This is a genomic window from Roseomonas haemaphysalidis, assembly GCF_017355405.1.
Lineage (GTDB): Bacteria > Pseudomonadota > Alphaproteobacteria > Acetobacterales > Acetobacteraceae > Pseudoroseomonas > Pseudoroseomonas haemaphysalidis.
Genome location: NZ_CP061177.1, coordinates 1,970,266 through 1,983,282, shown reverse-complemented (window position 1 = coordinate 1,983,282; position 13,017 = coordinate 1,970,266). Strand labels below are relative to the sequence as shown.

The following is a 13,017-nucleotide window of genomic DNA, read 5'->3' as shown; positions in this document are numbered from 1 at the left end:
GCTCAGAAGGCCCGCTGCGCCAGGCGCCGCGCCAGGCCCGGCGGCACCCTGGTCACCATCGGCGCCGGCTCGTCGCGCGTCGGCAGCATCACCGGGCCGCTCAGCGCCACGCCCCGCTCGCCCAGAAAGCGTTCCAGCTCCGCCGGGCTGTTCACCGTGGTGATGGTGCCGGTCTGCGCGTAAAGGGCGCGCTGCGCCACCTTCAGCCAGGCATGGCCGCTGCGCTCGCAGGCCAGGAAATACAGTCGCTCGATCGCATGCGCCGGCGTGTGGTCCAGCTGCGCGCTTTCCTCGGGGAAGTCCTCGAACGACAGCTGGAGGTCAAGCAGCGGCTGCAGCGCCGCCGGCCGCGCCCAGAACATTGAGCCGGATGGAAAGTCCAGCGCCCGCACCGGGGAGATCTGCAAGCCCATGCGCTGCGCCAGCTCCCGGGCCACCGGGAAGTTGCCGTTCCAGCCGATCCAGCGGCGGATGCCCTCGAAGTGCTGCGGCGCCACCATGCCCAGCGTCGGCAACCGCGCGAAGGCATCAAGGATCGAGGCCACCACGGCCGGCGAGCCCAGCAGGTTCTCGTAGAGAAAGCCACGCCAGGGGGCCAGGAAGTCCGCGTGGTCGGACTTCTTGGAATGCAGGTGCAGCACCAGGTCATGCCCGGCATGGGCATCGGCGAAGCCGACCAGCTTGGGCGCAATGTCGCGGCCACGGTTGGGCGTCACCCGCACCGTCACCTCGCCGCTGTCCCAGTCCGCGAAGACCGCACGGATCAAGGCGGCCTTGGCTTCCGTGTCGGTGGACAGGAACAGGTTGGCCGGCACCGGCAGGTTGCGCAGGTAGAAGCGCACCTCGGCGGCGATCTCCGGATGGAACAGGTGGCAGATCACCGCCACGCGTGGCGCCGGGGCGCGCAGGGGCACGAAGCCGAAGGGCAGCGCCAGGCTGAAATCCACCTCGATCGGGCGGCTGGTGTTGATGCCCTCGGCCGCCGGGACCGGTGGCTTCGGCGGCAGCGGCGCCGGCAGCCCGGGCGGGCGGCGGCGCGACACCGGGATGGATTGGAGGATCTCCCGCACCCGGTCCGCGAAGGCCTCTGGCGCGCATTCACGCCGCGCCCGCGCCAGCGCGGTGATGCGGATCTCCTCCCACAGCGTCTGGTCCTCGTAAAGCCGCGCACAGGCGGCGGCGAAGCCGGCGGCATCCTCGGCCACCAGTAGTTCCCGCCCGTCCTGCCAGCCCAGCTGGCTGGCGATCAGCGGCGTCACCACCATCGGGATGCCCAGCATCGCCGCCTGATAGGCCTTCAGCGGAATGCCGGCGCCGAGGCGGCTCGGCACCACCATGATACGCGCATCCGCGAGCCCGGCATGCAGGTCGTCGACGATGCCACGGGAATCGATCGCGCTGCCTTCCAGCGCCTGCACGCTGGGCGCCTTGTTCAACCCGACGACGGTGAGCGGGATGTCCTGGCCCAGGCTGCGCCGCAGCTTCGGCAGCACGTCCTGCGCGAACCAGCGCACCGCGTCCGCGTTGGGCGCGTCGTCGGCCCCGATGGCGCCAAGAAACACGATGCGGTCCCGCTGCCCGAAGCCGGTATCCAGCGGCGGGTCCTCGATCGCATGGGTCAGCAGGCGCACCTGCTTGGCGCCATAGGCTTCCAGGGTCCGCTGCTCGGCGGTCGAGACGGACAGCACGGAATCCGCCAGCCGGGTCAGCGCCACCTCGCTGGCCACCATCTCGTGCCGCTCGAGGTCGGTGGCCGGCACGCCCTCGGCCGCGCGCTTCTGCAGGTCGCGCGTCACGAACAGCGCCTCGGCGTCGTAGATGATCACGGCGTCGCCGGTCAGGGCGCGCTCATGGCCCATCGCTTCTTCGAACAGCGCCATGTTCGGCGGGCGGCACACGATGATCGCGTCGAAATGCCCGCGCCGCGCATTCAGGTAGGCCCGCAGCTGCGAGCCCTCGGCGTTGATCAGCACCTCAATCCGCTTGTCCAGCGCGCGGCGCACGCCCTGCCAGGTTTCGGCGAAGCGGTGGATCGGAAACAGCGCCACCTCGGCGCCCGCCTCCACCAGCTCGTGCAGCAGGCGGTTGGAGCGCGGGTAGCCGGCACCCAGCTCCACCTTCGGCACCCGGTCCTCGACCACCAGCACGCGGGGGCGGGCGGAGCGCGCGGTGCGGGCGGCGATGGCGTTCATCGGGTCCAGCGGAAACTGCCCGTCCAGCCAGTCGCGATGCTGCTGCATGAAGATGCGGTGGTTGGTGGCCTGCAGCGCCAGCGCCTGCTCCGAGCTGGCGGCGCTGCCGAACTCGTAGTGCAGGATCGCGACATCGGGGTCGTACACCACCCGCAGCCCGCGCTCCCACAGCCGCAGGCAGTAATCGGTTTCCTCATAATAGGCGGGCGCGTAGCGCTCGTCGAAGCCGCCCATCTCACGCCAGGTGTCCATGGGTGTCAGGAGAAAGGCGCCGGAACAGAAGTCGACGTCGCGCTGGAACATGAAGTCGGCGTCGTTCGGGTCCTGCCCGCGGCCGTAGCCCGAGGCCGCGCCGTTGCTCCAGACGATGGAGCCCGCTTCCTGCAATGTGCCGTCCGGCAGGATGATGCGGCCGCCGACGGCGCCGATATCGGCCGCGGAATCCAGCGTCCGCAGCGCGCTGGCCACCGCGCCGGGCAGCAGCTGGGCGTCGTTGTTCAGCAGCAGCAGGGTGCGGCCGCGCGCCTGCCTGGCGGCGTGGTTGACGCCCTTCAGGAAGTGCAGGTTCACGCCTTCGCGCAGGATGGTGGCGCCCTCGATCCGCTCCAGCAGCTCGGCCGTGCGGTCGGTCGAGCCGTTGTCGAGGATCAGCAGCTCCGCGCTCAGCCGGCCATCCGCCAGCGTTTCCAGGATCGAGCCCAGGCAGCCGAAGGTCAGCTCCGCCTGGTTGAACAGCACCAGCACGATGCTGACATCGGGCGCCTCGGCGGGCGGCAGGCGCAGCGTGGCGCTGCTGGCCAGAAAGGCGTCCAGCCGGGCGGACAGCGTCGCGCGCAATGCCGCCTTGGCCTGCTGCACGGCGGAAGGCGCGTCCTCGGCCGGCGGCTCCTGCGGGGCTGGCGCTGCCGGCGCGGCCGGCGCGGGCAACGCCATTGGCGGCGGCGCGGCCGGCCGCAGCCCGCCGCCGCGCAGCAGCCGCACGGCCACCCGCATCGGCCGCGTCACCTTCCAGGAGGTGGAGCCGACATACTGCTGGATCACCGCCTGCACGTTGTGCTGCGCCCGCTGCGCCTCGGCCTGCGCGAGCTGCACCGCATGCGCCAGGTCGTCGCGCTCCTGCCGGTCGCGTTGCGACAGCGCGTGCCGTTCCTGCTCCTGCGCCGCGCGCTGCTGCTGCAGCTCGGCGGCCAGGCGCATCACCACCTCGTCGCGCCGCAGGATGGCGCGGTCGCGCACCGCCAGCGCGGCGGCGCTGGCCGCGGCGGCATCGCCCACATAGCGCAGCATGGCGTCCTTGGCCGCGATCTCCTCGCGCTGCTGCGCCACCAGCTCGCGCTGCCAGGCGGCGTCGCGCAGCGCATCGGCCGCGGCGCCCTGGTCCACCACGGGGGCCACCGCGTCCATGCCCTGGATGCGCTGCGTCAGGTCGCCGATGTGGCGGTCCTTGTCCGCGATCACGTCGCGCAGCGTCAGGATCTCGGTTTGCCGCTGCAGCGCCACGCCGCGCGCGGCGATGCCGCGGCGGAAGGCGGCCGCCGCCTCCGTGTCCAGCGCGAACAACCGCCGCAGCTCCGGCGCCTGCTCCGGCCCGACGCCCAGCACGCCCAGGCCGTTGGAATGATCGAAGGTGAAGGACGGGAACTGCGCGCGCAGGTCGTTCCACAGCCGCCACACGCCAAAGTCGCGCTCGCGCACGTTGGTGTCGTGGAACAACACCACGCCGCGCCGCGACAGCGTGGCCCGCCAGGTTTCGAAGTCGTGGCGCACCGCCTCGTAGCTGTGCAGGCCGTCGATGTGCAGCAGGTCGATGCCGCCCGTGGCGTCGCCTTCGGGAAAATAGCGGCGGGCCTCGTCGAAGGTACTGCGGATCAGCGTGGAGAACTGCCCGAAATGCGAGGCATTGAAGCGCGTGACGTCGGCGAAGACCTCCTCGCCGTAGTGGCCGGCATGCTCGTCGCCCTGCCAGGTGTCCACCGCATAGGCGCGGCCCGCCGGGCAAAAGGCGTTCATCGCCTGACACAGCGCGAAATAAGAATTTCCCGAATGCGTGCCAAGTTCCACCAGCGTCGCCGGCCGCAGCGCCTTCACGAGCCAGAATGCAAAGGGGATGTGGCCGGCCCAGGGCCCGGGCTGCACGATGCGCACCGGGTCCCAGGTCATCTCATCGCCGAGCGCGAGATCATCGGTCCGAGCCTGCATCTGCGCGTCTTCTCCCATCACGTCGCCCCCTGCCGGGGGCAGCCGGCCATGGGGTCCACTATCACCGACCCCGGCGCGAGTCACCGCCCCGCGGCAGCGGGCGGCCCGCCACCGTGGCCGTTTTCGCGCCCGGGCAGCTGTTCAAGCCCTGCATTGTCAGGCAACAGGAACCGCCACAGGATTGCACAGGGGGGAATTCATGCCCGCCTCCGGCAGCCGCCCGGCCGCTTCCGACCAGACGACCTGCCCGATGGGCAAGTGGAGTTCCGCCATGCCGAGCCTGACGCCGCCCGCCGGCTTCCCCTTCCCCGCCATGGTCACGGACATCGCGCCGAACGACACCATGTTCGACGGCAGCACCGAGCACTATCTGTCGGTCGGCCTGTCGGCGATGCGGGCGATCGAGGGTGCCCTGGCCGGCCGCCCGGCGCCCCGGCGCATCCTGGACCTGCCCTGCGGCCACGGCCGCGTCACGCGCCTGCTGCGGGCGCGCTTTCCGGCTGCCGAGATCACCTGCTCCGACATCGACCACGACGGCGTGGCCTTCACGGCCGACCGCTTCGGCGCCCGCGCCGTGTTCTCGGACGGGCATTTCCCGACGCTGGAGCTGGGGGCGCGCTTCGACCTGATCTGGATCGGTTCGCTGCTGACCCACCTGTCGGAGCTGATGGCGCGGCAGATGCTGGACTGCATGGTGCGTCACATGGCGCCGGGCGCCGTGCTGGTCGTGTCGTCGCATGGCGAGTTCGTCGAGCAGCGGCTGCGGAGCTGGGATTACGGCCTGGGCCGCGGGCGGGCGCGCACGGTGGTCGAGGATTATGAGCGTCTCGGCTACGGCTACCGCGACTATCCGGGCGGCCAGGGCTACGGCATCTCGCTGATCAGCCGGGACTGGCTGGCCCGGGCGCTGGACGGCAGCCCGCTGCGGCTGGTGTCCTATGCCGATCGCGGCTGGGACGACCACCAGGACGTGATGGTGCTGCGCTTGGCGCCGGATAAGCCGCGCTCCCCGCTCGGCACGCTGCTGGGCGCCCTCGCCGGCCGCTCCGGCGCGGCGCCGGAGCCGCGTCAGCCGGCGGGCGCCGGCTGGTTCGAGGCGCGCTGCGCCCCGCCCGTCATCCACCCCGATACGGACGAGGCGGAACAGCCGGACAGCGAGCCGGGCTTCGACGCCGCGTGGTACCTGTCCGCCTATCCCGACGTCGCCGGCGCGGTGGCCGACGGCACCGTGGGTTCGGCGCTGGCGCATTTCCGCGCCCACGGCCTGGCGGAAGCACGCTGGCCCAGCCAGGCCGCGGCCGACGCCGCCGCGCCGGTGCCGACCGGCGCCGGGGACACGCGCCGGGACCGGGTGAGCGAGGTCTGGTCCTCCGAGGCGGCGCGCGACGTGGCCGTGCTGGGCCAGTACTGGCTGGCGCATCCGATGGTGCGGGACCGCGTCAACCGCCTGGCCACCGGCCGCGACGACCAGGACGCCTATGGCCACCTGATCTCGCTGCTGGCCACGCGCGGCATGCCGCAGCCGATCGGCCAGGCGCTGTCGCTCGGCTGCGGCTTCGGGGCGCTGGAACGCGACCTGTTGTCGCGCGGGCTGGTGACCCGCATGCAGGCCATCGACCTCGCCGACGGCGCCATTCTGGAAGCCCGCCGGCTGGCGGCGGAGGCTGGCCTCGCCGACCGCGTCGAGTACCAGGTGGCGGATCTCGAGGTCGCCGACTTCCCCGCTGGCGGCGCCGATGTGGTTTTCGCGCATTCCTCGGTCCATCACGTGGACCGGTTGGAGGAACTGTTCGCCGCGGTGACGCGAACGCTGAAGCCCGGCGGCATCTTCCACCTGCACGAATTCGTCGGCCCGACCCGCTTTCAATGGACCGACGTGCAGCTGGAACTTGGCAACGCGCTGCTGGATTCGCTGCCCGAGCGGCTGCGGCGGCTGCCGGACGGTACCCCCAAGGGGCGGCTGACCCGTCCGACGATCGAGCAGATGCTGGAGATCGATCCCAGCGAGGCGATCCGCGCCGCCGACATCGTGCCGCTGATGCGCGAGCACTTCACGGTCATCGAGGAGCGCCGCCTGGGGGGTGCGCTGCTGCACCTGGTGCTGGGCGACATCGCGCAGAACTTCCGCGCGGACGATGCCGGCGACCGGGCCGAGCTGGAGCGGCTGTTCGCCGCCGAGGACCGCGCGATGGCCGAGGGCCGGATCGGCAGCGACTTCATGACCATCACCGCCGTGGCGCCCGCCTAGGCGGCGGCGGGGCTAAAGTCCGATCTGCAGCAGCAGCCGGTCGAGCCGCGCCCGCCAAGCCTCCGGCGACAGATGCGCGGCCGCATGCGCCAGGCCGGACGCCGACAGACCGCGCCACAGCGCCTCATCGGCATAGGCCTCGCACAGCCGGGCGGCAAAAGCCTCCGGGGTGTCGCCCACCAGCACGCCCGCCCCGCCGTCCAGCAGCATCCCCTCGGCCGCCACGGGCGTGACGATGCACGGCACGCCAGCGGCCAGGCTGGACGCCACCTTGCCCTTGGCGCCGGAGCCGAAGCGCAACGGCGCCACGGTCAGCCGCAGGCCTTCCAGCCAGGGGCCGATCTCCGGCAGCTGCCCCAGCGCGCGCACTCGCCCCGGCACGCCGTGCAACAGGCCGACCGGGAAATCGGGGCCGACGATGGTCAATTCCAGCTCCGGCAGCCGGCGCAGCACCAGCGGCCAGATCTCATCCAGGAAATAGCGCACGGCATCGACGTTGGGGGCGTGCGCGAAGCCGCCGATGAAGCCGATGCCGCTGCGGCCGGCGAAGGGCGTGGCCGGCGGCGACAGCGGGCGGGCCAGCGGCAGCTCGGCCACCAGCGCCTCGGGGACGGTCTGCGCCAGCAGCTCCAGCTCGGCGCGCGACACCACCAGCGTGGCATCGCTGGCGCGGATCAGCTGTTCCTCGCGAATGCGCACCTGCGCGGCGATGGCCAGGGCGGCCTCGTCCTGCTGCAGCCGCGCCCGGCGCTCCTCGCGCAGGTAGTTGAGGTCGATGGTGTTGAACAGGATGCGGCTGCGGCGGGCGTCGCGCAGCGCCGCCTCCAGAAACCGCCCGCCGCAATACACGCGGCACAACACGCACAGGTCCAGGCAGCTGCCGCGCTGCGCCAGGTAATCCTCGACCGAGGCGGCATCGGCCGGGCACAGGCAGCGGATGCCATCACGCTCCAGCGCCAGGCGGGCGGGATGCGCGCCGGCGTGGTCGCGCGCCGCGGCCAGCACCACATCGAAGCCCAGCGCCATCAGGGCCCGCACCAGGTTGACGATTTCCACCGACCCGGCGTCGCGGTCCGGCTGCGGCCAATGGTCGTCGATTACCAGCGCCTGCCCGCGGCTGGCCGGCGGGACCACGGCCACCGCCGCCGCGCCCGGCGCCTGCGCCGCCCCGGGCACGCCACCCCGCAGGCGCCGTACGGCGGCCCGCAGGCTGACCGGCAGGCGGCGATAAGCGCTTTGCAACTGCCGCAGGGCGCGCTGCGGCGGCGTGCGCTCCAGCCGGCGCTGCTGTTCCTGCAGCACCGCGATCATCATCTCGGATGCCGCCAGGCGGTCGCGGTCGCGGCGCATCTGCGCGGCAAGGATTTCCGCGGGCAGCAGGGATTCATGCGGTGCCGGCGCGGCGGGGGGCGGAAATGCGGACATGGGGGCGTATGGATCGCTCGCTGGTCGGTGGACCCCCGGGCCGGGGGCGGGCGCGAAGCGGCAAGCCGGGCGGGGCCTGCCGCACACTGCTCAGCGGTGGCCGATCAGCCCGTCCAGATAAGCGCCATAGCCGCCCTTGCTCAGCGGCTTGGCCAGGGCGCGCAGGGCGTCGTCGTCGATGAAGCCCTGGCGCCAGGCGATCTCCTCGGGCGCCGCCACCTTCATGCCGGTGCGCTTCTCGATGGCACGCACGTATTCGCCGGCTTCCAGCAGGCTGTCATGCGTGCCGGTGTCGAGCCAGGCATAGCCGCGGCCGAGGCGGGTGACGTTGAGCGTCCCTTCCTCCATGTACAGCCGATTCAGGTCGGTGATCTCCAGCTCGCCGCGCGCCGAGGGCTTCAGGCTGCGCGACAGCGCCGGTGCCCGGCCGTCATAGACGTAGAGTCCGGTCACCGCCCAGTCGGAGCGCGGCTTGACCGGCTTCTCCTCAAGCGACAGCGCGCGGTAGCGCTCGTCGAACTCCACCACGCCGTAGCGCTCGGGGTCGGCCACGCGGTAGGCGAAGACGGAAGCGCCCTGCCCCGCCGCGCCGGCGGCCTGGGCGAGCTGGTCGTCCAGGTTGGGGCCATGGAAGATGTTGTCGCCCAGCACCAGGGTGGACGGGCCGCCGGCCAGGAACTCCTCGCCCAGGATGAAGGCCTGCGCCAGCCCGTCCGGGCTCGGCTGCTCCACGTAGGTAAGTGAGATGCCCCACTGCTCGCCGGTGCCGAGCAGGCGCCTGAACAGCGGCAGGTCGTGCGGCGTGGAGATGATCAGGATGTCGCGGATGCCAGCCAGCAGCAGCACGGACAGCGGATAATAGATCATCGGCTTGTCGTAGACCGGCAGCAGTTGCTTGGAGACGGCCAGCGTCGCCGGGTGCAGCCGGGTGCCGCTGCCGCCCGCCAGGATGATGCCCTTCATGCGCGCGTCTCCGTTTCAGGACCGATCAGGGTGTCGAGGCACAGCGACAGCGACTGCCGCCAGTCCGCCGCCTGGATGCCGTGGACGCGGGCGATGCGTCCGCAATCCAGCCGCCCGTCCGCCGGGCGGCGGGCGGGGGTGGGGTATTCGGCGGTGGTGATGGCGCGCAATGCCGGCACCGTGTGGCCGCGCGCGGCGGCGCCGGCGAAGATCGCTTCCGCGAAGCCGTGCCAGGTGGTGTGCGGCAGGCCGGTCAGGTGGAACAGGCCGAAGGCCTCGTCGCCGGCCGGCGCCGTGGCAAGCCGCGGCAGCATGCGCGCGATGGCGTCCGCCAGGTCGGCCGCGAAGGTCGGCGCGCCCTGCTGGTCGGCCACCACGGAAACGCTGTCGCGCTCGGCACCGAGCCGCAGCATGGTCTTGACGAAGTTGGCGCCGTGCGGCCCGCACACCCAGGCGGTGCGCAGAATGGCGCTGCGCGGGTTGTGCATCAGCACCGCCCGCTCGCCGGCCAGCTTGCTGTCGCCATAGACGCCCATGGGGCCGGTCGCGGCATCCTCGGCATAGGGCGCGCCGCCGTCGCCGGAAAACACGTAGTCGGTGGAGATGTGCACGAAGGGCAGGCCGCGCTTGGCCACCGCGTCCGCCAGCATGCCGGCGCCGATGGCATTCACCGCGAAGGCCAGCTCCCGCTGCTCCTCGGCCCTGTCCACGGCGGTATAGGCGGCGGCGTTGACCACGGCGTCCGGCGCCGCGCTCTCGATGGCGCGCTCGATGGAGCCGCGGTCGGTGAGGTCGAGCTGCGGCGCTTCCAGCGCCACCACCTCATGCCCGTCGCGCGGCAGCCGCTCCTGCAGCGCCACCGCCAGCTGGCCGGTGCGGCCGGCAACCAGGATGCGCATCAGCCGGCCGCCTTGGCGGGCGTGTCGAGCAGGCCGAGGCGCTGGCCGCCATAGACCTTGTCCCGCAGCGGCCGCCACCAGGCCTCGTTGTCCAGATACCACGCGACGGTGCGCTCGATCCCCTGCTCGAAGGTGACGGAGGAGCGCCAGCCCAATTCGCGCTCGATCTTGGCGGGGTCGATGGCGTAGCGGCGGTCGTGGCCCGGGCGGTCGGCCACAAAGGCGATCAGCTCGCGGCGCGGCCTGGGGCCGGGACGCAGGCGGTCCAGCGTGTCGCAGATGGCATGCACCACCTGCAGGTTGGTGCGCTCGGCGCGGCCGCCGATGGCATAGGTCTCGCCCGGCTTGCCGCGCAGCACCGCGGCGGCGAGCGCCCGCGCATGGTCTTCCACGAACAGCCAGTCGCGCACGTTGCCGCCATCGCCGTAGACCGGCAGCGGCAGGCCTTCCAGCGCGTTCAGCGTCACCAGCGGGATCAGCTTCTCCGGAAAGTGGTAGGGCCCGTAGTTGTTGGAACAGTTGGTGACGATGGTGGGCAGGCCATAGGTCTCGTGCCACGCCCGCGCCAGGTGGTCCGACCCCGCCTTGCTGGCCGAATAAGGCGAGCGCGGGTCGTAGGGCGTGGTTTCCGTGAAGGCGCCGGTGGGGCCGAGCGAGCCGAACACCTCGTCCGTCGAGACGTGCAGAAAGCGGAAGGCCCCGCGCCGCGCGGCATCATAGCCGGCCACCAGCGCACGCGCGGCTTCCAGCAGCACCATGGTGCCCACCACGTTGGTGTGGATGAACGGCGCGGCAGAGGCGATGGAGCGGTCCACATGGCTTTCGGCGGCCAAGTGCATCACCGCGTCCGGCGCGTATTCGCCGAAGGCCGCGCGCATGCGCTCCGCGTCGCAGATGTCGGCTTCCAGAAAGCGGAAGCCGGGCGCGTCCTCGCAGGATGCCAGCGTCCGGCGGTCGCCCGCATAGGTCAGCTTGTCCACCACCAGCACCTCGTGCCCCAGGTCATGGATCAGGTGGCGGACCAGGGCGGAGCCGATAAAGCCGGCGCCGCCGGTGACGATGAGGCGCATGGGAAAAGCTCTCAGAAAGAAGCGGAAAGGTCGCGCAGGCGCGGGTGATGGCGGTCCTTGTCCGACAGCACGGGGCCGCCGGGCAGCGCGGGCCAGGGCAGCGCCAGCTCGGGATCGTCCCAGGCCAGGCCGCGGTCGCATTCCGGCGCGTAGTAGTCGGTCACCTTGTAGGCGACCTCCGTATCCGGCTCCAGCGTCACGAAGCCATGCGCGAAGCCGGCGGGCACGAAGAACTGCTCGCCCGTATCGCCGGACAGCTCGCAGGCGACGTGCCGCCCGAAGGTCGCCGAGGCCCGCCGCAGGTCCACCACCACGTCCAGGATGCGGCCGCGCAGCACCCGCACCAGCTTGGCCTGGGCGTGCGGCGGCAGCTGGAAATGCATGCCGCGCAGCGTGCCCACGGCGGCCGAGCGGGAATGGTTGTCCTGCACGAAGCGCTCGGCGATGCCCACGGCCTCGAAGTCGCGCTGGCTGTGGGTTTCCATGAAAAAGCCACGGTGGTCGCCGAAGCGGCGCACCTCCACCAGCAGCGGCCCCTCGATGGCGAGCGGCGTGACGGACACGTTGCCACTGCGGCGTTCTGGCAGGGGCGTGGGCTCGGAACGCAAAATCGGCAAATCGGAACTCCATCCCGGCTGCCACGCCCGCCCTGCTGGGGCTGGCCGCCATGCGGCGCGGCAGTCATCTGGCCGAGGCAACGAGTGTTGCCATGCCGACACCTCCGCCATAGCCGATCGGCAACCGCTCCACTAGCACCCGGGGCCACGCCATCGGCATGGTTCGCGGCCCGGCGTGGCCATGGCACAACACCATGCCATGCGACCTTCCCGTCCCGAGGCGCGGCTGGCGCTGTGCCGGCTGCCCGCACCCGCCATGCTGCCGCTGCTGCTCGCGCGGCTGCCGGCGGCCTTGCGGCCGGAAGTCGCCCGCTTCCGCCGCCCGGAAGACCAGGTGGCGCGCGCCACGGCCCGGCTGCTGCTGCGGTGGCTGCTGGCCGATGCCGGCCTGGAAGCCCTGGCCGACCTGCGCGGCTGGACCCGGGATGCCCGCGGCCGCCCCATGCTGGCCGGCGGCGGGGCCGACTTCTCCTTCAGCCATGCCGGCGGCTGGGCGGGGGTGGCGCTGGGACGCGGCCTGCGCCTGGGGCTGGACCTGGAGCCCTGGCAGCCGGTCGACCCGGCCGACCACGGGGGCTGGCTCACCGATGCCGAACGCGCCGGCATCCATGCGGCGGCCGATCCCGGCCGCGCCCTGCTGCGCCGCTGGTGCCTGCGCGAGGCGGTGCTCAAGGCCGACGGCCGCGGCTTCGCCCTGGGCCCTGACGCCATCCGCGCCATCGGCGACGGCCGCTTTCCGGACAACCGCGCCTGGACGGCCGAATTGCTCGACTGGCCGCACGGCGCACTGGCCGTGGCCAGCGACCGGCCGGTGGCCTGGCTTCGTGCCGAGCCGGACGCCGCGGCGGTGATGGAGGCCTGCCCGCCGCTCGGCTAAAGCGGCGCCCCGTGCGCCAGCCGGCTCAGCGTTGCCAGGGGAAACGGCTTGACCAGGAACGGGCGCTGCGCCGCATCGCCCTGCTGCCGCCCGCGGCCGGAAATCAGGATCACCCGCAGGCCGGGGTGGCTGTGCAGCAGCCGGTCGGCCAGCTCCACGCCGCTGCAGCCGCCGCCGAGGTCGATGTCGGTGACCACCACCGAAGGCGACAGCCCGCCGTCGAGCAGCGCCATCGCCGCTTCCCCGCTCGCCGCTTCCACCACCGTGAAGCCTTGGTCCTCCATGCCGACGGTCAGCAACGCGCGGACCATCGGGTCGTCGTCGACCAGGAGCAGGCATGGGCTGGCGGGGGGCTGCATGGTGTCCATCTCGGTTGCTGCAGGGTTAACGTCCTGTTCATGCAGGCGTTGGCACAGCGCGGTCACGATAACGGCACAGGCGGCGGGGAAGCGGTGAAACGGGCCGTCCCGCACCGCCGGTGCATCGCGCAGCGGGCTTCGCGCGTTGAACACCAGGGCCGCCGACAA

Annotated in this window: 9 protein-coding genes; 2 read left to right on the top strand and 7 right to left on the bottom strand. The window is 72.1% G+C overall.

The window, feature by feature from the left end; all coding sequences use genetic code 11:
* Window positions 1-2: 2 nt before the first annotated feature.
* The gene (locus IAI59_RS09115) at window positions 3-4,391 is read right to left on the bottom strand and encodes a rhamnan synthesis F family protein (protein WP_207416227.1); all 4,389 of its coding nucleotides are present in this window, start codon (window positions 4,389-4,391) and stop codon (window positions 3-5) included.
* A gap of 199 nt (window positions 4,392-4,590) precedes the next feature.
* Here IAI59_RS09115 and IAI59_RS09110 point away from each other — a divergent pair, with 199 nt between their 5' ends.
* On the top strand, window positions 4,591-6,639 hold the full coding sequence (locus IAI59_RS09110) for a class I SAM-dependent methyltransferase (protein ID WP_207416226.1): 2,049 nt from the start codon (window positions 4,591-4,593) through the stop codon (window positions 6,637-6,639).
* Between the two features lie 12 nt (window positions 6,640-6,651).
* On the opposite strand, the gene IAI59_RS09105 is transcribed toward IAI59_RS09110, so the two are convergent.
* The 5 genes from IAI59_RS09105 to rfbC form a co-directional block, all read right to left on the bottom strand.
* The gene (locus IAI59_RS09105; RefSeq protein ID WP_207416225.1) at window positions 6,652-8,064 is read right to left on the bottom strand and encodes a glycosyltransferase; all 1,413 of its coding nucleotides are present in this window, start codon (window positions 8,062-8,064) and stop codon (window positions 6,652-6,654) included.
* Between the two features lie 90 nt (window positions 8,065-8,154).
* Complete coding sequence (gene rfbA, locus IAI59_RS09100; protein ID WP_207416224.1) at window positions 8,155-9,027, bottom strand: glucose-1-phosphate thymidylyltransferase RfbA; 873 nt, start codon at window positions 9,025-9,027, stop codon at window positions 8,155-8,157.
* Window positions 9,024-9,926: a dTDP-4-dehydrorhamnose reductase gene (gene rfbD / locus IAI59_RS09095; protein ID WP_207416223.1), complete on the bottom strand. Its 903-nt coding sequence runs from the start codon at window positions 9,924-9,926 to the stop codon at window positions 9,024-9,026. Before rfbD ends, rfbA begins: the two co-directional genes overlap by 4 nt.
* Window positions 9,926-10,996, bottom strand: a complete 1,071-nt coding sequence (rfbB, locus tag IAI59_RS09090; protein ID WP_207416222.1) for a dTDP-glucose 4,6-dehydratase — start codon at window positions 10,994-10,996, stop codon at window positions 9,926-9,928. Before rfbB ends, rfbD begins: the two co-directional genes overlap by 1 nt.
* An 11-nt stretch (window positions 10,997-11,007) precedes the next feature.
* Complete coding sequence (gene rfbC, locus IAI59_RS09085) at window positions 11,008-11,613, bottom strand: dTDP-4-dehydrorhamnose 3,5-epimerase (RefSeq protein WP_408887604.1); 606 nt, start codon at window positions 11,611-11,613, stop codon at window positions 11,008-11,010.
* Between the two features lie 199 nt (window positions 11,614-11,812).
* On the opposite strand from rfbC, the gene IAI59_RS09080 reads away from it, so the two are divergent.
* Entirely contained in the window at window positions 11,813-12,490 is a 678-nt protein-coding gene (locus tag IAI59_RS09080) for a 4'-phosphopantetheinyl transferase family protein (protein ID WP_207416220.1), read from the top strand.
* On the opposite strand, the gene IAI59_RS09075 is transcribed toward IAI59_RS09080, so the two are convergent.
* Window positions 12,487-13,017 (bottom strand): response regulator, encoded by a 531-nt coding sequence (locus IAI59_RS09075; RefSeq protein WP_207416219.1) that lies wholly within the window; start codon window positions 13,015-13,017, stop codon window positions 12,487-12,489. The two genes, IAI59_RS09080 and IAI59_RS09075, sit on opposite strands and share 4 nt — an antisense overlap.